The organism is Streptomyces sp. NPDC048277, from assembly GCF_040652235.1.
GTDB lineage: Bacteria > Actinomycetota > Actinomycetes > Streptomycetales > Streptomycetaceae > Streptomyces.
Genome location: NZ_JBEZLQ010000001.1, coordinates 576,895 through 593,716 on the forward strand (window position 1 = coordinate 576,895; position 16,822 = coordinate 593,716).

A 16,822-nucleotide genomic window follows, 5' to 3' on the forward strand; every position below is an offset into this window, starting at 1 on the left:
ACTCAAGGTTGAAGGAGCGGTCGATGGCACCGATGACGCCGGCTGAGAAGAGGGCGGAGGCCAAGGCGGAGTACGACGCTTTCCTGGCGGCGTGTCCCAGCCACAGGCTGCTCGACCGGATCTCCGACAAATGGGTCACGCTGATCCTGGCCGCGCTGGGCAGCGACGGCTCGCACCGGTTCGGCGCCGACTGCGCCGGCGGGCCCCGGTCGCTGCGCTACTCGGAGCTGTTCCGTCTGCTGGCCGGCGTCAGCCAGAAGATGCTCACCCAGACGCTGCGCTCGCTGGAACGTGACGGTCTCGTCACCCGCACCGTGGTGCCGACGGTGCCCGTCACGGTCTCCTACGAGCTGACCGAACTCGGTCTCTCCTTGCACCAGATGATGCGAGGCCTCAAGACCTGGGCCGAGACACACATGGACGACGTGTTCGCCAACCGCGAGACCTACGACACCCGCGTCTCCTGAAGCCGGTGCGGCACAATCGCGGTCAACTGGACGGGCAACGGCGGGGGTGGGAACCGTGGGGCTTTTTGGCTCGCGAGGCCGGCGCAAGGACATACCGAACGAGCCGGCGCTACTGGCCGAGGCCGCCGAGAATCCCGGTGGCAGCGTCGCCGAGATCGACCCGACGTACATCGACGACCCGAACGGCTACGTACCTCCCGAGGCGATCCGCGGCGCGTGGTTGGTGGACAGCAGCGGGAAACTGACAGGTGAGTACCAGGAGAATCCCCGTCACGGGGTGCCGCAGGACGACTTCGGCAAGCTCACCGATCCCGATCACTGGCTCGGCTGGCTCGGCGATGACCCCGCGACCGCCGTGCGGCAGGGCATCGAGGAGTCCTTGCGCGCCCAGGTGGCGGACGCGGTGGTCGAGTGGGTCAAGATCCTTGAAACGCCCCGGTTTCTCACGGGCGCGCGTCGGCATTCCGAGGACGAACAGGTCATGTTGGTCACCCGCGCGGCACTCGCCGCGCGGTTTGCGTTGTCCGTGAACACGACGCAGCACGGGCGTTCCATCCTCCTGGGGGTGTTCTCCTGGGCGGCGGTGAACCTCTCGTCGCCCGAAGTCCGCAAGGACCGGCACTGGTTCGACCTGGGCGTCGGACTGGACTGGGCCGGTGAACGGCTTCAGGAGCGGATCTACGAGATGGACAGCACGGATACATGACGCCCAGCCGGAGGGCGAATCCGACCCCGGGGGGATTTCAGGGAAGCGACCGCGTTCCAGGGCGATGAGGCCCGAAGTGCTCGGCAAGCGCCCGGCGCACGGTCAGCTGGGCCGCGGAAAGAAGCGACGTCATGCCGGGCCGCAAGCTACCGTCCCGGTCGGGCGGACGTGTTGGGGGAATCGTATGAGCCGCAGGGACGCGGCTGGTCCAAGAGCCCGGTCAGCACGCCTCGTTGGCACGGCCGTGTTCCTCGTCGTCGCAGGCGCCGCGCTCACCGTCTTCGCGGGACAACACTTCGCCTACGCCGCGGGGTTTGCCGGCACCACGGGCCGGCTCCGGATCGAGACGTGCGTGTCGGAGCGCGTCGGAGGCCACCGGTATCCGCACTGCGGCGGCGTCTTCCGCTCCTCCGACGGGGCTGTGGTGAACCCTGACGCCTTCATCGACGCCCACCTCTCGGTCGGAAGCACGGTGACCGTCCGGCAGACGGCTTCCGGCGCGTACGAGGAGACCGGCCTCGCCCCGACGTGCGGCTGGCTGGCCGTCTCCCTGCTGGGGCTGATGGTGCTGCTTCTGGGCGTACTGGTGATCCGTGGCGGGCGCGGCGCATCGCGCCGTTTGCTGATGCTGTTGGCCGCTCTGGGCGTGGTGATGTTGCTCAGCGCGCTCATCGGAGGGGTGGCAGGCCTGACCGGGGCCCTGTGAGACCGGGTTAGGGGCGTTCCTGGGGGCACCAGTCGGGCAGCGGAGTCCGGGTCCCCTCTGCTGTCCCCTCTGCTGTCGAGGGGCCGGAGGCGCAGGTCCCGCTCGCGGTACCGCTCTCCTGGGCTTCGAGGAGTTCGTCACCGTACTCGACCGCCCAGCGTCCGAGCGCCGCCATCGGCCCCTCGACCAGGCTCTTTCCCAGGCCCGTCAGGGCGTAGTCGACGCGCGGTGGCGCCTCGGCGTGTGCGTGGCGCTCGATCAGTCCCGTCGCGAGCAGACGGTGCAGGGAGTCGGTCAGAACCTTGTCGCTGATGCCACCGATCGCGGCGCGCAGCTCACGGCGCCGGCGCGGTCCCGTGCGCAGTGCCGCGAGCACAACGGGGTCCCAGGTGTGGGTGAAGAGATCGGTGGCCGCGCGCAAACGGCAGTCGGCGACCAACTCGTGGCGGTGGGCGTCGTCGTCAGTCATCTCCCGCCCCATCATGGTGTGTCGGTCTCACACCGATCGGTGCGCAACGCCTTCCTTACCGTATCCACCCGACCGGCCGCCGTTGGAGAGGAAGAGACGATGCGCATCGGGATCCTGGGAACGGGGAGACTGGCCGCGGCCCTGGGAGAGGGTTGGGCACGTGCTGGACATGAGGTGGCGGTCGGCGGACGGTCGCAGGCCAGGGCGGAGAAGCTCGCCGGACGACTGGGCCACGGAGTGGTCACCGCCACGCCCCGTGCGGCAGCCGCCGGGCGCGACGCGGTGCTCCTCGCCGTCCCCTGGGACGGTGTCGAGGACATGCTGGGATCAGCGGGCGCGTCCGACGGCGTGCTGCAGGGGATGCCGTTGATCGATCCCACGAACGCCGTCACCCATGGCGTCGGCACTCTGCTCACCGGACACGGCGAGTCGATGGCGGGGCGGATCGCCGGTCTCGCTCCGGGCGCCCGGGTCGTGAAGGCGTTCCATCTCTTTCCCGCGGAACAGTGGACCAGCAGCACGCGCGGTGACGGCCGGCTTCCTGTGACGGTGGCGATGTGCGGCGACGACGCGACGGCGCTGAAGGTCGTCGGCGAGCTGATTCGTGACGTCGGTGGAGTCCCGGCGACTCTGGGCCCGTTGAGCCGTGCCCGTCAGTTGGAGGAGGCGGCGGGATTCGTCATCGGTCTGGCCTTCGCAGGCTTCGCCCCCGGCTCCGCCGTCCCCGGTCTCCCGCCGAGTGAAAGAAACGCCGGCTCACAGAGGTAGCTCGGCCTGCGGCTGCCGCGGACTCCGTGCATCAGCGCATCAGCGCATCAGCGCATCGGGGTGTGTAGAACGCATCGAGGTGTGTAGTACGGCTCCTCCGCTCGGCCCGCTCCCGTCGAAACGGTCAGCTGCTGTTACGTTGCTCGGATGAGGAAGGGACCTGCTACGTGGGAAGCCGGGGCGGACGAGCCGCTTGGCTTCGTGATCGCTTCGGTGGGCAACGCGGCGGCTCTCGCGTTCGAGTCGGCGCTGGCCGAGGAGGACCTGCATCCGCGGCATTTCGCCGTGCTGCGCGGGTTGCGTGACGGCGAGGAACATGCGCAGCAGCAGCTTGCCTCCGCACTCGGAATCCCGGCCAGCCGCTTGGTCGGGCTGCTGTCGCTGCTCATCGAGAGGGGTCTGGTGGAGCGGCGCGAGTCGCCGACCGACGCCCGGGTGAAGCTGGTGCGTCTGCGGGAAGAGGGCCGGGCGGAGCTGGAGAAGCTGATCGGGCTCGCGGGCGCCTCGGAGCGGCGGCTGACCGCAGGTCTGGCCGCGGAGGACAAGGCAGAACTGCGTCGGCTGCTCGGAATCGTCCATGCCAACGTCGCTGCAGAGTCGGGGGCGCGGCCCGCTCGGGTGTGGTGATCGGCCCCTCCGGCCGACCTGATTGTCCGACCCGGTATCGGGATGCGTCTTGCAATATCATTCCGGTTGAAATAATTTCAGTGGAAACGGTTGGCGTGCCCGCAGGGCACCCGAGCAGGGGAGACGATGATGACCGTCAGGAACGACGACACGGTCGAGGAGTTCCTTGACCGTGTCCGGCAGGCCTGGGACGCGGGTGACGCGACCCGCTATGCCGCACAGTTCGCCGAGGACGCCTCATACGTGATCTTCATGGGAGACGCCATGTTCGGGCGCGCCGCCATCGCGCAGACCCACCACGAGGTGTTCACCCGGTGGCAGAAGGGCACGCGCATGACGGTCAAGCCGATCGATGTGCGCATGCCGGACGAGTCCACGGCCGTGGTGACCACGGTCGGTGGCATCGGCAAGGGCAGCCGGGTCGCTGTGGACAAGTTCCAGACCTTCACGCTGCGCCGCCACGACGGACGTTGGGAATGCGTGGCGTTCCAGAACACCGAGATGAGCCGCCGCTCCAGGCGCGCCTACCGCTCCCGGTGACCAACCGTTCTTGACCCCGTCACGGCGACACGACCGGCCAAGCGAGCACATCGACCAGGGTGTGTGCCGGCGCCGTCGCGGCCACCCGCGCGGGCTACCGACGGCGACCACCCAGTCCGGGCATCGCGTCCTGCCGCCACCTTGCGTTCGACCAGGACACCACTCTCGAACCCTGCGCCCGCGCGGACCGCTGCGACGAGGCGGGCGCCGGTGATCGCGCGCGGGCGAACCGGGGCGGACTCCACCGACTTCACCTTCGGCCCGCCGATGCCCGGCAGCCGCAACGACTACCGGGCGTTCACGGAGTCCGGCCGTTTGAGCGGTTCGGGCGACGACGGCGGCGTGCTCAACTCAGTATCAGGTGCACCAGGTCGATCTCCTCGTCACGAGCCCGGGCGAAGCACCGGCTCTTCCCCGTGACGATGAAGCCGCACTTCTCCAGCACGCGGATGGAACCGGCATTGTCGGCGGCGGCGTCGGCGTGCAGCGGCCGGGCGGGCTCCAGCCCGATCAGTTCGGCAAGGGCCGCGGTGGCGATGCCTCGACCCCAGTACGCCCGCCCGATGACGTACGTCACCTCACGCTCAGTCGGCGGGCCGAAGACAGCGGCGTGCCCTGCTACAGCGCCGTCGGCGAGAACGGTCCGCACGATCACGGACGGGTCCGAGCGCACCTTTGTCCAGTGCTGGTCGAAGTGGCCACGGTCGTAGTGGTACTTCCTGGTCACAGCAGCCATCTGCTGCAACTCGGAATCGGTCAGCTGCTGCCAGAAGATCGGCAGGTCGCTGTCCTCGATCTCGCGCAGGGATATGCCCATAGGCGCAGTCTCACTCTCCAGAGGATCGGTACCCAGGTAGCCGATTCAGCCTAGGTCCAGCCCGCAGTCACGGAACCCCTTTAAATGGTGCACTCGCCCGAGGGACCGCAGGAACGTCGAAGGTTGGTCAGTGCTGAGCGGCGCTGCTGCCGTTGCTCTGCTCAGGGCGGCGGGTCCACAGAGATACGTCACTGCTCGTCGCGACGGCGACGGTCTCGCCGGAGGGAGAGAAGCCGAAGGCTCGAAGTTCCGAGCGGGTGCAGTGAAAGATGTGCCACCACCGCCCACCGCGCGTTCATCCGCTCACGCTTCCCCGTCCACGCGTTGGCCTTCCATCCTCGGCGTCCGCTGCTCGCGATAGGTACCGGCAAGTACGACGGCGGCTACTTCTTCGAGGGAGAGCTACTGCTTCTGCACATGAAAACGGGTGTGGTCGCCTCTCCCATCGAGAACGACTTCGGCCGTCAGGTTCTCGGGCTGGAGTGGCTCGACGAACGCTCCCTGCGTGTCCTCATGGCACCACCGGACGACTGGCAGGACGAAGCGGCGCACGCGAGCGGACACGTCGCGGTGGTGGACCGAGCCGACTGGACCGCCGTCCCCGCCCGGTCACTCGGCGGTCGGGACCTGGCCGGCCCAAGGACCCACGCACCGCGTCCCGACCCCCACGAGGCATCGCAGCGAGCGGTCGCCACACTGCGTTCCCTCTGGCGAGCCCAACGAGCCGAACCTTCGGGAGAGCGGTGAGGGCAGGCAGCCGATGGGCTGATCCACCTGCCCCGACCAACGGATCACCGGCGGCCGGCCCTCCCTGACAGGATGACCGCCATGGAGATCACCCCGGGACTCGGCACCGACCTCGCCAAGATCGGCGATCGACGCTCGCAGGTCGAAGAGCGCATCGGCCCGCCGCATCACGGTCCCGGCGGCCGGCGGGCCGTCTACACCACCTCACCCATGCTGGTGATCACCTACGCGGCGGACGAGACGGTCGAACTCGTGGAGATCCGCTACAGCGGTGAAGGCGCCGATACCGAAGTGCACTTCGACGGCGTTCAATTGACCCATCGCTTCCTGGACGATGTTGTCGCGGATCTCCACGCCCTGGGGTACACGAGCACACCCTCGGACATCGGCCACGACTTCCACGCCGGTTTCTCCGTGTGGTCCATGCACTCACTGTGGGCAGGTGACCTCGACCCTGAAGCCGCCGAGGACGACGAACGCGCGGTCTCGGAAACAGTCTCGGTGGCCCCGTACGCCTACTTCACCGAGGGCTAGCGGGAGAACGGCACCGGCGGCCCATCTCATCCGGTCCCGCTTCCACGTAGCACAGTCGGCAGCGGTGTCGCCCTGCCAGTAGCGTCCCCCTGGTGAGTCCTCACCTGATCAACGACGTGCCCGCCGGGCTGACCCGAAGAGCCCGGTCCTTCGTCAGTTCGCACGGCGTCAAGGGCGACGTCCGACCGGTTGCGGAGCACAGACAGTGGTGGCTCGGCCGAGAGGTTCCGTCAGCGGTGATCGACCGGATGGCGGCCTTTCAAGAGCGCTGGGGCGGACTGTGCCTGCCACTCGCTCCGGAGTACGACGGAGGCCCCAGGTACTTCGATCCCGACTCGCCCGAAGGGTCGCCGGTTGGAGGATGGTGGTTCGAAGCAGGTCTCCAACGGACCGCCGTCCCCTACTCGTTCATGATCGGGCCGGGCGGTGAGTTCGGCATCCATGCCGAGCGGTGGACACCCCTGCACGCGACCGTCGAGGGATGGGTCGAGTCACTCGCACTGGCCCGCCACGCATCCGCGTGGGCCAGACAGATCACCAGGGTCACCGGGGACGACGTCGACCGTATCGCTCTGGACACCTATGAGCCGGTGCGTGAGGTGAGAGGGCTGGCGGACACCTGGTGGCGGGGAAGCGACTCATTGGTGGCGGTCTACTCCGGGGAGGCCGAGTGCCTGTCCTTCCCCCGCGGCCGGACGGCGCTCATCTACTCCGACCTCGACGAGTGGGGACTGCACGGGGGAGTCGAGCCGTAACAACGAACGCATCGCCGCACCACGGCTCGCCCTCGCCGTCGAGTACCGGGGATCGTACTGGCGGCTATTTCGCCCCTGCCTCCGGTGCCGCCCAGACCGCAGTACCCGCCCGAGTTTTTTGCTGCCCGAGAGGTACTGCTGGTGTCGGCTCCCGCTATGGAGCTGCACCGACCCAGCGGCGATAAGCGTCCATGTCGACGTTGCTGCCGCACACGATGGTGACTACGTGGCGGCCGGCGAAACGGTCGCGGTCTTCCAGGATCGCCGCGATGCCGAGCGCGGCCGACGGTTCGACGACGAGGCCCGCGTGGTCGAGGAGCAGTCGCATACCGGCGATGATCGATGCCTCCTGGACCAGAACGGCGTCGTCGGCGACCAGGAGGAGGTCGTCCAGGACGGCCGGGATGGGGTACCGGCCGGCGACACCGTCGGCGATGGTGTCGGTCGAGTCGGTGGTGACGACGCGCCGTCGGCGCCACGAGTGTGTCAGCGCCGGTGCGCCCAGCGGCTGGACACAGATCACCTCGACTTCGGGTGCCAAGGCTTTCAGCACGTGTCCGACGCCGGTGGCCAGCGCCCCGCCGCCGAGAGCGATCAGGACGGCGTGGACCGACGGCGCGGCGTCCACCAGTTCCAGGCCTATGGTCGCCGCGCCCTCGCAGGTCTCGATGTCCAGGCTGTCCTCGACCAGCCGGATGCCGTCGTACCGCGCGATGGCTGCCGCACGCTCGCGCGCCATCTCGTGGTCGCCGTCCACCAGCTCCAGCCTGGCGCCCAGCGCGCGGATGCGATCGAGCTTGGCCACAGTCGCGGAGCGGGATGCCACTACGGTGACGTCGAGCCGCCGGCCGCGACCGGACCAGGCGAGGGCCTGGCCGAGGTTGCCCGCACTGGCGCACACCACGGCCGGCGATCCTTGCTCGGCGAGCAGGCTCGCGACGACCTCGGTGCCGCGGGCCTTGAAGCTGCGGACCGGGTTCGCCGTTTCGAGCTTGATGCTCACCGCGCACCCGAGGCCGGGCTCCAGCGCCTCGCAGCGGTACAGCGGAGTGTCGAGAAACACCGGGTCGATCACGCGGCGAGCCGCCCGGATCCGAGCGGTGTCGAGACGCGTCTCCTGCATGACACGGCAGCGTAGCGCCGCCGGCACGGCCCCCTTCGGGCGAAGGGCCAGGACCGAGTGCCGGTACTACGAGATGGTGCGCGGCTGTGTTTCCAATCCAGCCCCAGCGCTCAGTCTTCGGCAGAAGCGACGACGCGGATGGGGCAGGAGACTCCGGTGCCGCCGAGCCTGTGCTGCCGTGTGACCCATCGGCCGCGGTCCGTCGTTCGGCGGACCGCCCCGTCACCCCACGAGGTGGGCAAGTGATTCGTCGCCAGCGGGATAAGGGCGTTCCTGCGGCAGCAGCCGGGTCGCAGAGGTCAGGTCACCACTGCTGACGAGGGCATGGATCTCGTGGGCGAGCGGGGTCACGTCGCGGATGGCGACCGTCCACTCGTCCGCGTAGCGCCGTACGGCCTCACCCGAGAGACCCAGTTGCAAGGACCGGTACGGCAGGGGCTGGAGGTACAGGTCCCGCTCGGGGTCCCACTGCACGCGAGCAGGCGCACGCTTCAACTGACGTTGCCAGGCGGCACGGTCGGGGTGCACCCCGCGGACGTAACTCGACAGGCACGCGTGGCGCAGCGCCCACTCGAAGCCGTCCCGGCTGATCTCGACAGCGAGGACGGTCTCCTGCCCCTGCTTGGCACCCCAGCCGCAGCGGTACATCATCCATAAAAACGACGGTTTGATCCATGTCGAGCCTCGTTCACAGACCTTTGACTGGATCGACATGAGGGCCGGGGCTGCGGCAGGCTGCGCATCAAGCGGGACGCGGACCCGCTCTGTCGCCGACCTTCAATAGTGATGTGCGTCGTGCAGGCCAAGGCCGTTAGGGTGCGCCGTCATGGGCACGGACATATACGGCGGGATCGAGTTTCGTCATACCTATGCCGGCACCGACGACTACGACGGCGAGTCATGGGTGGCTGCCATGGATCTGTGGCCGCTGTATGACGAGACCGACTACACGGCCTTTGGTCTTCTCTTCGGAGTACGCAACTACGCGGGCTTCCCGCCGCTTGCACCCGGTCGTGGTCTTCCCGCGGATCTGTCGAGCGGTATGCGCTTGCAGTTGGGCTCCTGGATCGAGCGGGGTGAGATGGACGCTGCGAGCTGGGTCAGCTGGGGCGAGCTCGCTTCCCTCGATCCCGCGACCGGGCCTGAGCATTTCGTCGGCCGCGTGACCTGGTACAAGAAGTCGCTGCCGTCGATACTGCACCGCCAGCCGGTATCCCATCAGTGGCCATCGGAGTTCGTGTCCCTGGTGGGCGTGCCGCCTCTGGACTGTCGCAACCCTTCAGAACGTGTTGAGTGGTCTACCGACGATCTGGTCTGTGTCTACGAACAACTGACCGCGGGCGCTGTCTTGGGTTCAGAGACTCAGTGGCCGCACGTCTTCGCTGTGATGAAGGCTCTGGCCGGCCGATTCGGTGACGATGAAGTCCGCTTGGTCGTGGCGTTCGACTGACTGCTGTCCCCTCTCGAAGGATCCCGTCCCATCTCAAGTGGCCTGGTTTGACACGTCGTTGATCTCGCTTGGTCTGGTTCTCGAGCCTGATCACTGCACTACTCTGTCGAGCCATGAACGCGGACCGCTGGTTGGCAGACACCCGGACCTCCTACGACACGGTCGCGGTCAGCTATGCCGACCAATTGCGCGGGGCTCTGGCTGGGGCGCCGTATCTTCGGGCGGCTCTGGCGCTGTTCGCCGAATTGGTGCACGCCGATGGCGGTGGGCCGGTGGCGGACGTGGGCTGCGGACCTGGGCACGTCACCGCTCACCTGCACAAGCTGGGTTTGGACGCTTTCGGCATCGACCTATCATCCGGAATGATCGACGTGGCTCGACGTGACCACCCCCGCCTGCGGTTCGAAGTGGGTTCGATGACGGACCTCGACCTCGCCGATGCTTCAGTGGTCGGCCTGCTCGCATTCTGGTCGTTGATTCACGTCCCCGACGAAGCAGTGCCCACGGTCTTCGGCCACTTCCGGCGCGTGTTGCGTCCCGGCGGGCCACTGCTGCTCGGCTTTCACGTGGGCGACGGGTCGAGGCTGAAGACGCAGGGCTACGGCGGTCACCCGATGAACGTCCACGTTCACCGCCGCCGGCCTGACCAGGTGGCGGTCTGGCTACGTGATGCCGGGTTCACCGTCGAGGCCCACATGCTGATCGACCCCGACGAGAACGTTCCAGGTGCAGTCCTCTTCGCGCGCCGTCAGTCCTAGCCATGTCAGCGGTCCGGTTGCGGCCGACGACACAGCGAAGTCGCACCACATCAACTGAGACAGCCTCCGGCATGCGCTCGCCCGGGACCACATCACTTGAGCTTCCCGGCTTTCCCACGTCTCAACTGAACTGGTCGCTGCAGGCCAGCGGCTCGACTCGGAACCAGATCATTTAAGACAGGACAACTGTGCAGAGCCTCCCCGCAACCCAGCGAGCGATCCCTTGCGTGCCACCACTGCCGCGGAAGGGTCTGTGAATGTGGCTTGATGACTCATGTCAAGCCGTGTTCACAGACCTTTCCGCGGCTCTTCGAACGTGCCCAGCAGGTCAAGGATCTCCAGGTAGTCGTCGTATGTCTCGCCGTACTGTCGGGCGATGCCGATGCCGGGCAGGTGGGCGACCCGCAAGGGAGCGAACCACCTTGTCTGCAAAACCCGTTGGACGAGGAATAGTCAAGACCTGTGGATCGGTGTGTCAGGCGGCGTGACCGTCTCGTCCCGATTCGTAGTTGCCACGGTTTCCGTGCCGCCGTGCCGCTCGCCCGATTGTAGTGATCGCCAGGCGGCACCGGGAAGTGTCGTGCGCATCCAGGCCGGGTCCGTCTCGGTGCCTGACAGGTAGTGTCGACAGGCGTCGTGGGCTGCTCCCAGCAGCATCGAGTGGAGGTGCTCCGGCGGCCACGGAGGTAGCTGGCCGGCCTGGGAGAGCGCCTGCAGGCGCGCGAAGATCGGTCGCTGGAGTAGGGCCTTGGCCTCGAGTAGTTCGCGATACCTTTCCCCGCTGAACTCCAGGGGCATCGCCTGGTACATGAACCGCGCCTCGTTGGGATGCTCGAGAGCCCATTCGAGATAGGCATCGACCAGGCCCCGCACCGTGTCCTCGGCCGTGCTCGCGGCAGTGACACGTTGGTACATGTGGTCTGTGACTCGCTCGAAGGTCCTGAGCAAGAGCGCGGCGGTCAGATCGCCGATATCGCGGAAGTGGTGATAGACGCTCGAAGGGCTTGCGCCCGCTCGTCTGCGGATCTGCTCGATGCCCACACCAAGAAGGCCATGCTCAGCGAACGAGTCGAGTGCCGCATCGAGCAGCGACTCCCGTCTCCGCCGTCCGTCGGCACGCTGAGGCATGGGCATAACTGGAACTCTACTCCACTTCGGGCTAGGCTACTAATTGGAAGAAACATCCAAGTAGGAGGTTGCGGGCATGAACGACGACAAGACGCTTGCCCTGGTCACCGGTGGAGGGCGCGGCATCGGGCTCGAGGTCGTCAACGGCCTCGCCGATCGAGGGATGCGGGTACTCCTGGGGGTCCGCAACCCAGAGAGCGTGGATGAGACCGTCCGTTCGATGCGTGCTCGTGGCGGTGACGTCGTGGCCGTAGGACTCGACGTTGACGACGCCGCATCGATCGCCGCTGCAGCCGCATGGGTGGACCACGAGTACGGGCGGCTGGACGTCCTGGTGAACAACGCCGGCATCGCCGGCGACCCGGGTCTCCAGGTTGCCGGCCACGTCGACCTGGACGCGGTCCGTGCGGTCTTCACCACCAATGTGTTCGGCGTGATCGCGGTGACCGAGGCAATGATCCCGCTGCTTCGGCGCTCGCCATCCGGTCGCATCGTGAACGTGTCCTCCAGCGTCGGATCGCTGGCCCGCATGAGCGATCCCGGTCACTACTTCGCCAACATGCCCGGGCTCTTGGGCTACCCGGCTTCCAAAACCGCCCTCAACCAAGTGACGCTGCAGTACGCGAAGGCACTGCGTCCCGATGGGATCCTCGTCAACGCCGCCGATCCGGGCCCCTGCCGCACCGACTTCACCAAGGGGATCCCCGGAGTCGAGCGGACCGCAGCCGAAGGTGCCCGGGTCATCTGCGAATTGGCCACCCTCGGTGATCGCGCCGAGACGGGCTCCTACCGTCGCGACACCGGACCGATCCCCTGGTGACCCAGGCCCACCACCTGGGAGCCATCGGTCGGCAGCGTCGTGGTGGGGCCGTGTCATGCGACTGCCACCTCGGGCCGCTCCACGAGGTGGCCGCGTTCGAAGCGGGCGCCGGCGCGGACGAGGGCGACGAGGTGGGCTCCGGTGATGGCCCGCCAGCGTTCCTGAGCGGACTCGACCAGCTTGAACACCATCGCCAGGGCGGCGGCGGGGCTACCCGCGCCGCGGGTGACCTTGGTCCGGAGCTTCACGGTCGAGAAGGTAGATTCGGTGGGATTTGTCGTACGCAGGTGGATCCAGTGCTCGGCCGGGAAGCCGTAGAACGCCAGCAGCTCCTCGGCGTCATCGGTGATCTTCGCGACGGCCTTGGGGAACTTCGCCCCGTACGTCTTGGCGAACGCGGCGATCGCCTTCTCGGCGTGGGCGCGGTCCTCGGCGTTGTAGATCTCCTGCATCGCCTTGGTGGCGCCCGGCTGGGCGGACTTCGGCAGCGCGTTTGTCACATTTTTCGCCTTGTGGACCCAGCACCTCTGCTGCCGGGCGGCGGGGAAGACCTCGGCGAGCGCCCGCCACAGGCCCATCGCGCTGTCACCGACCACGAGTTCGGGATCACGTATGCCGCGTCGGCGGCAGTCGCGCAGCAGATCGGCCCATGACTCGCTCGACTCGCGCAGCCCCTCGGCCAGCGCGATCAGTTCCTTGGTGCCGTCCAGCCGGACGCCGAGCAGCACCAGCACGCAGCTGTGCGCCTGACCGAGGCGGACCTTGGGGTGCACGCCGTCCGCCCACACGTACACGTAGTCGCTTGCCGACAGGTCCCGGGCCTGGAAGGCGGTGTGGTCATCGCCCCACTGCTTGGTCAGCCTCGTGACCGTCGCGGGCGACAGCCCGGCCGCGGAGCCGAGGAACTGCTCCAGCGCGGGCACGAAGTCCCCCGACGACAGGCCGTGCAGGTACAGCAGCGGCAGCACCTCGGAGATCTTCGGGGACTTGCGGCACCACGGCGGCAGGATCTTGGAGGAGTACCGCTTGCGCTCACCGGTGGCGGCATCGACCCGCCGGTCGTTCACCCGCGGCGCGCTGACCTCGACCGCACCGGCGGCGGTGACCACGCTCCTCGGCCGGTGGCGGCCGTTACGGACCACCAGCCGGCGGCCGGCCGCATCCCGCTCGCCCACCAGCTCGGCTATGTACTGGTCAACCTCCGCCTCCAGGGCCGCGGCCAGCATCCGCCGGGCGCCCTCGCGGACGATGTCGTCGATCAGGGAGCCGGACTCGGTCGATCCGTCGGCGTTCACTACGCTGAGCACAGGGCGTACCTTCCCGACCCGCGCTGCAACGCGGACCTCTACTCGGTGTCTTGTAGATCACCGGGAAGGTACGCCCTTCGCGCACCCCCCGGGAACCCGATCCACAAGTCCTGAGCATTGCTCCGTTGGACACCAGCACGCGCCCGCCCCGACCCCGTACCCGCGGGTAGGCTCGGTGGCCATGACACGTGTTGCGGTGGTGGGCATGGGTGCGGTGGGCGCTGTGGTGGCCGCGGGCCTGGCCTCGACGGGGCGTGCGGATGTGACTGCCTGTGTGCGCTCGCCGCTGGGCGGACTGCGGATCACGCGGTCCGACGGTGCGGTCGACAGCACGGTGATTTCGGAGATCCTCGACCCTGCTCAGGTGTCTGCGGTCGAGTGGGTGGTGCTGGCGACCAAGGCTCATCAGACGACTGGGGCTGCGCCCTGGCTGGAACGAATGTGCGATACGGGCACCCCTGTCGTGGTGCTGCAGAACGGTATCGAGCACGTTGAGCGGGTCGCACCGCTGACGGGCGCGGCTCGGGTTCTTCCGACGGTGGTGGAGATATCGGCCGAATCACCAGAGCGCGGCCGCATTCGGCTGTTCGACCGCCCGAGGATCGTGGTACCCGAGAGCGACGACGGCGCGAAGTTTGCGGTTCTGTGCGAGGACAGCGGCATCACCGTGACTTTGACGGAGGACTTCGTGACCGCGGCGTGGGCGAAGCTGTGCCTGAACGCGGCCAACGGCGCCGTTACCGCCTTGACGATGCGCCGTATGCCAGTCTTCGCCAATCCCCGCATCGCCCGCCTGGGCCACGCGTTGGTGGAAGAAGCGCGACAGGTCGCCGCCGCGTCGGGCGCGAACCTCCCCGAGGACATGGCCGACCGGGTCATCGCCAGGCTGCGGACCATGCCGGCCGAGTCCGGCAGCAGCATGCTGTGGGACCGCCTGGCGGGCCGGCCCATGGAATACGACGCGCGCAACGGCGCAGTGGTGCGCGTAGGTGCCCGCCTAGGCATCCCCACTCCGCACAACGAGACCGTGACCGCGTTGCTCGAAGCCATCAGCGAGTCCGGGGATGTGACGCAGCGTCCGCTGGACGGTGAATTTCCAGGGCGCGGGCGCGGCAACCCATCGTCGTGAAGCGTCGAAAGGTCTGTGAGCGCGGCATGATGACTCACGTCAAGCGGCGTTCACAAACTTCTTGGTTTGCTGCTGTCAGGCTACGTCCGGCACGTGGGCAGCCGGCTTCGGATCGTCGAGGAAGATGTGCACATGGTTGATCACTCTCATGGGATATCTCCCATGTCGCTCGTGGACGATGAGCGGGCGTACGCGCTTTGCGGTAGCACGGCGGCCCGGGAGTGGTTCATCTTCGGGAGCGCCACCGTCATCATCGGCGATGCCGGAACGCTGATCATGGTAGAAGCCGGAGACACTCTCGGCAGGAGTTGCGTGTGGAACGCCGACGAGGTCCGTCTGGTAGGCCCTGCACCAACGCCCGTCAGGAAACGGCTGATGGATGAGCCCTGGGAACGGGGCATAGATGACAAGAAGTTGCCGGTTCATCTGACGGTCCGGAACTCGGAGGGCCTGCTGTATCTAGGTACCGGATCCGTGGCCCGGGCAGGCACGGTGTTCCGTCCAGGCTCCGACGAGCACGTTCTCACCGACTGTGCCCTTCGGTTCGCTTCACCGTTGAGCAGGCCCGACTTGGACCGCGTCCGCCCTTGTCTCCCGCCGGCAGATCTCCCGAACCTGGAATGGCTCGGACAGCTGAACGGTGACCGAGCCGGCGCGCTCGAACAGTTCATCACCGGTTGGTATCCCGCTGCGTCCGAGACTGCCGAACCACTGCCAGTACCAGCACCTCCTTCAGATCTGCCTGACGGACTGCGTCATTTCTACCGGCTGGCACAGCACCGCCCTCGCTGTCTGGGAGTGCAGAACCGCGTCCTTCCCCTCTCCAAGTTTCAGACCGACCCTACGGGCGAGATGCTCCTCTTCGGCGAAGAGAACCAGGGAGGCTTCTTCTGGTCGCTGCTGTGGACGCTCGATGGCCCCGAAGCTGATCCGACCGTCTGGTTCCGTGAGTACGACGAACCCCCGATCGCCGAGCAGGAACCTCTCAGCGGCTTCCTCATACAGTTCTCGCTCTATGAGGCTTCCATGGGTGCGGATTACGTGGCTCTGTGCGACCAGGTCACGGAACAGCAGCTCGACCGGCTCACCGAAGGACTTCTCCCCGTGCCCCTGCGGCCCTTCTGCGCTGCGTTCCCCACGCGCTTCTACGTGGCTCCAGGTCTCGTTCTGCATGTCTCGGACGAGCGTGGTGACGCCGGTTTCAGTGTCTGGGCCGGTGCAACCCATCGCGCCGCTCTTGCCCCACTGGGTGACACGCCGCTCAAGTGGATCCGCTTCGACGGCTGACGGGCACGGCGCTGCGGTCGCCTTTGAGGTCAGGTCTCGGTACTGCTGAAGCGGCCGGTGCCGGTGTCCGCTTCGCGGGTCCACAGCGAGAGGTCGCTGCTCGTCGCCACGGCGATCGTCCGGCCGGAGGGGGAGAAGCCGGCTGCGCGGAATGTGGAGTAGTTCGAGTGGAAGATGTGCCACCACTCCTCTCCGTGCGGACCCGCGTGGGGGAGCCCGCCATCGCCGGACAGCAGGACCCGTTCGTTCGGCCAGGTCGGGGAGACGACTTCCAAGGTCCAGCCGTCTTTGGTGGTGGTGTGCAGCCCTCCGCCGAAGAGCCCGGCGATGCGTACGCGGCTTCCGGTGATCGGCCCGAGCCCGGGGCAGGACAGGTCGGCGACTGCGTCGGGGGTGCTGTCCTCGGGAGCGGGGTCGCGGTCCCTGGCGATCTTCTCGCCGGTCACGGCGTCGAAGAGGCCGTGGCCGGCGGAGGAGACGACCATCACCAGATCGCGGCCGTTGTCGGGGTCCGTCGCGAAGCCGATCCCGAGCAGTCCGCCGACGGGGACGCCGTACTCGTACTCGAAGACGGGCCGCCAGGGTTCGGGCGCGGCCACCACGGGGGCCGCGAGAAGCCGGTTCCGCATCGCCCTCTGGTAGGGCGAGAGTTCAGGCTCATGCTCGGACGGCCCTTCCGGGGGC

Annotated in this window: 21 protein-coding genes; 14 read left to right on the forward strand and 7 right to left on the reverse strand. The window is 67.6% G+C overall.

What is annotated here, in order from left to right:
* The first annotated feature begins 23 nt into the window (after positions 1–23).
* The 3 genes from AB0D85_RS02720 to AB0D85_RS02730 all read left to right on the forward strand — a co-directional run bounded on the left by AB0D85_RS02720 (position 24) and on the right by AB0D85_RS02730 (position 1,879).
* The gene (locus tag AB0D85_RS02720) at positions 24–467 is read left to right on the forward strand and encodes a helix-turn-helix domain-containing protein (RefSeq protein ID WP_362312663.1); all 444 of its coding nucleotides are present in this window, start codon (positions 24–26) and stop codon (positions 465–467) included.
* 55 nt (positions 468–522) lie between these two features.
* On the forward strand, positions 523–1,173 hold the full coding sequence (locus AB0D85_RS02725) for a hypothetical protein (RefSeq protein ID WP_362312665.1): 651 nt from the start codon (positions 523–525) through the stop codon (positions 1,171–1,173).
* Between the two features lie 244 nt (positions 1,174–1,417).
* On the forward strand, positions 1,418–1,879 hold the full coding sequence (locus AB0D85_RS02730; RefSeq protein WP_362312667.1) for a hypothetical protein: 462 nt from the start codon (positions 1,418–1,420) through the stop codon (positions 1,877–1,879).
* A gap of 7 nt (positions 1,880–1,886) precedes the next feature.
* On the opposite strand, the gene AB0D85_RS02735 is transcribed toward AB0D85_RS02730, so the two are convergent.
* Positions 1,887–2,348: a helix-turn-helix domain-containing protein gene (locus AB0D85_RS02735; RefSeq protein ID WP_362312669.1), complete on the reverse strand. Its 462-nt coding sequence runs from the start codon at positions 2,346–2,348 to the stop codon at positions 1,887–1,889.
* A 99-nt stretch (positions 2,349–2,447) separates the two neighbouring features.
* Between AB0D85_RS02735 and AB0D85_RS02740 the strand changes: the two genes are divergently transcribed.
* From AB0D85_RS02740 to AB0D85_RS02750, 3 genes are all read left to right on the forward strand, one after another.
* Positions 2,448–3,116, forward strand: a complete 669-nt coding sequence (locus tag AB0D85_RS02740; protein ID WP_362312671.1) for an NAD(P)-binding domain-containing protein — start codon at positions 2,448–2,450, stop codon at positions 3,114–3,116.
* Positions 3,117–3,263: 147 nt separating this feature from the next.
* Entirely contained in the window at positions 3,264–3,743 is a 480-nt protein-coding gene (locus tag AB0D85_RS02745; protein WP_362312673.1) for a MarR family transcriptional regulator, read from the forward strand.
* 129 nt (positions 3,744–3,872) lie between these two features.
* Complete coding sequence (locus AB0D85_RS02750; RefSeq protein WP_362312675.1) at positions 3,873–4,283, forward strand: SgcJ/EcaC family oxidoreductase; 411 nt, start codon at positions 3,873–3,875, stop codon at positions 4,281–4,283.
* Between the two features lie 346 nt (positions 4,284–4,629).
* On the opposite strand, the gene AB0D85_RS02755 is transcribed toward AB0D85_RS02750, so the two are convergent.
* Positions 4,630–5,100, reverse strand: coding sequence for a GNAT family N-acetyltransferase (locus AB0D85_RS02755; RefSeq protein ID WP_362312677.1), 471 nt, complete (start codon positions 5,098–5,100; stop codon positions 4,630–4,632).
* Positions 5,101–5,424: 324 nt separating this feature from the next.
* Between AB0D85_RS02755 and AB0D85_RS02760 the strand changes: the two genes are divergently transcribed.
* From AB0D85_RS02760 to AB0D85_RS02770, 3 genes are all read left to right on the forward strand, one after another.
* Positions 5,425–5,847, forward strand: a complete 423-nt coding sequence (locus AB0D85_RS02760) for a hypothetical protein (RefSeq protein WP_362312679.1) — start codon at positions 5,425–5,427, stop codon at positions 5,845–5,847.
* 81 nt (positions 5,848–5,928) lie between these two features.
* A complete protein-coding gene (locus AB0D85_RS02765; RefSeq protein WP_362312680.1) occupies positions 5,929–6,381 on the forward strand; it encodes a hypothetical protein in 453 nt (150 codons plus the stop codon).
* A 92-nt stretch (positions 6,382–6,473) separates the two neighbouring features.
* The gene (locus tag AB0D85_RS02770) at positions 6,474–7,136 is read left to right on the forward strand and encodes a hypothetical protein (protein WP_362312682.1); all 663 of its coding nucleotides are present in this window, start codon (positions 6,474–6,476) and stop codon (positions 7,134–7,136) included.
* 154 nt (positions 7,137–7,290) lie between these two features.
* Here AB0D85_RS02770 and AB0D85_RS02775 read toward each other — a convergent pair whose 3' ends face one another.
* Positions 7,291–8,259 carry a pyridoxal-phosphate dependent enzyme gene (locus AB0D85_RS02775; protein ID WP_362312684.1) on the reverse strand — a complete coding sequence of 323 codons (969 nt, stop codon included), beginning with the start codon at positions 8,257–8,259 and terminating at the stop codon, positions 7,291–7,293.
* Between the two features lie 222 nt (positions 8,260–8,481).
* On the reverse strand, positions 8,482–8,973 hold the full coding sequence (locus AB0D85_RS02780) for a DUF4291 domain-containing protein (protein WP_362312686.1): 492 nt from the start codon (positions 8,971–8,973) through the stop codon (positions 8,482–8,484).
* 112 nt (positions 8,974–9,085) lie between these two features.
* Between AB0D85_RS02780 and AB0D85_RS02785 the strand changes: the two genes are divergently transcribed.
* The gene (locus AB0D85_RS02785) at positions 9,086–9,709 is read left to right on the forward strand and encodes a hypothetical protein (protein ID WP_362312688.1); all 624 of its coding nucleotides are present in this window, start codon (positions 9,086–9,088) and stop codon (positions 9,707–9,709) included.
* Between the two features lie 113 nt (positions 9,710–9,822).
* Entirely contained in the window at positions 9,823–10,467 is a 645-nt protein-coding gene (locus AB0D85_RS02790) for a class I SAM-dependent methyltransferase (RefSeq protein WP_362312690.1), read from the forward strand.
* A gap of 453 nt (positions 10,468–10,920) precedes the next feature.
* On the opposite strand, the gene AB0D85_RS02795 is transcribed toward AB0D85_RS02790, so the two are convergent.
* Positions 10,921–11,595, reverse strand: coding sequence for a TetR/AcrR family transcriptional regulator (locus AB0D85_RS02795; RefSeq protein WP_362312692.1), 675 nt, complete (start codon positions 11,593–11,595; stop codon positions 10,921–10,923).
* Positions 11,596–11,671: 76 nt separating this feature from the next.
* Between AB0D85_RS02795 and AB0D85_RS02800 the strand changes: the two genes are divergently transcribed.
* Positions 11,672–12,415, forward strand: a complete 744-nt coding sequence (locus tag AB0D85_RS02800) for an SDR family NAD(P)-dependent oxidoreductase (protein WP_362312694.1) — start codon at positions 11,672–11,674, stop codon at positions 12,413–12,415.
* Between the two features lie 53 nt (positions 12,416–12,468).
* On the opposite strand, the gene AB0D85_RS02805 is transcribed toward AB0D85_RS02800, so the two are convergent.
* Positions 12,469–13,722: an IS256 family transposase gene (locus AB0D85_RS02805; protein WP_362312695.1), complete on the reverse strand. Its 1,254-nt coding sequence runs from the start codon at positions 13,720–13,722 to the stop codon at positions 12,469–12,471.
* 181 nt (positions 13,723–13,903) lie between these two features.
* On the opposite strand from AB0D85_RS02805, the gene AB0D85_RS02810 reads away from it, so the two are divergent.
* Together AB0D85_RS02810 and AB0D85_RS02815 are read left to right on the forward strand one after the other, a co-directional pair.
* Complete coding sequence (locus tag AB0D85_RS02810; RefSeq protein WP_362312697.1) at positions 13,904–14,851, forward strand: 2-dehydropantoate 2-reductase; 948 nt, start codon at positions 13,904–13,906, stop codon at positions 14,849–14,851.
* A 162-nt stretch (positions 14,852–15,013) separates the two neighbouring features.
* Positions 15,014–16,138, forward strand: coding sequence for a hypothetical protein (locus AB0D85_RS02815; protein ID WP_362312699.1), 1,125 nt, complete (start codon positions 15,014–15,016; stop codon positions 16,136–16,138).
* Positions 16,139–16,167: 29 nt separating this feature from the next.
* On the opposite strand, the gene AB0D85_RS02820 is transcribed toward AB0D85_RS02815, so the two are convergent.
* A complete protein-coding gene (locus AB0D85_RS02820) occupies positions 16,168–16,767 on the reverse strand; it encodes a hypothetical protein (protein WP_362312701.1) in 600 nt (199 codons plus the stop codon).
* Positions 16,768–16,822: the final 55 nt, after the last annotated feature.

Bases quoted from the DNA above. Each gene is read 5' to 3' on its own strand.
- AB0D85_RS02745 (WP_362312673.1), top strand. From the start codon at position 3,264: ATGAGGAAGGGACCTGCTACGTGGGAAGCCGGGGCGGACGAGCCGCTT.
- AB0D85_RS02775 (WP_362312684.1), bottom strand. From the start codon at position 8,259: ATGCAGGAGACGCGTCTCGACACCGCTCGGATCCGGGCGGCTCGCCGC.
- AB0D85_RS02720 (WP_362312663.1), top strand. From the start codon at position 24: ATGGCACCGATGACGCCGGCTGAGAAGAGGGCGGAGGCCAAGGCGGAG.
- AB0D85_RS02800 (WP_362312694.1), top strand. From the start codon at position 11,672: ATGAACGACGACAAGACGCTTGCCCTGGTCACCGGTGGAGGGCGCGGC.
- AB0D85_RS02750 (WP_362312675.1), top strand. From the start codon at position 3,873: ATGACCGTCAGGAACGACGACACGGTCGAGGAGTTCCTTGACCGTGTC.
- AB0D85_RS02780 (WP_362312686.1), bottom strand. From the start codon at position 8,973: ATGTCGATCCAGTCAAAGGTCTGTGAACGAGGCTCGACATGGATCAAA.
- AB0D85_RS02735 (WP_362312669.1), bottom strand. From the start codon at position 2,348: ATGACTGACGACGACGCCCACCGCCACGAGTTGGTCGCCGACTGCCGT.
- AB0D85_RS02795 (WP_362312692.1), bottom strand. From the start codon at position 11,595: ATGCCTCAGCGTGCCGACGGACGGCGGAGACGGGAGTCGCTGCTCGAT.
- AB0D85_RS02790 (WP_362312690.1), top strand. From the start codon at position 9,823: ATGAACGCGGACCGCTGGTTGGCAGACACCCGGACCTCCTACGACACG.
- AB0D85_RS02765 (WP_362312680.1), top strand. From the start codon at position 5,929: ATGGAGATCACCCCGGGACTCGGCACCGACCTCGCCAAGATCGGCGAT.
- AB0D85_RS02815 (WP_362312699.1), top strand. From the start codon at position 15,014: ATGTCGCTCGTGGACGATGAGCGGGCGTACGCGCTTTGCGGTAGCACG.
- AB0D85_RS02810 (WP_362312697.1), top strand. From the start codon at position 13,904: ATGACACGTGTTGCGGTGGTGGGCATGGGTGCGGTGGGCGCTGTGGTG.
- AB0D85_RS02755 (WP_362312677.1), bottom strand. From the start codon at position 5,100: ATGGGCATATCCCTGCGCGAGATCGAGGACAGCGACCTGCCGATCTTC.
- AB0D85_RS02785 (WP_362312688.1), top strand. From the start codon at position 9,086: ATGGGCACGGACATATACGGCGGGATCGAGTTTCGTCATACCTATGCC.
- AB0D85_RS02740 (WP_362312671.1), top strand. From the start codon at position 2,448: ATGCGCATCGGGATCCTGGGAACGGGGAGACTGGCCGCGGCCCTGGGA.
- AB0D85_RS02820 (WP_362312701.1), bottom strand. From the start codon at position 16,767: ATGCGGAACCGGCTTCTCGCGGCCCCCGTGGTGGCCGCGCCCGAACCC.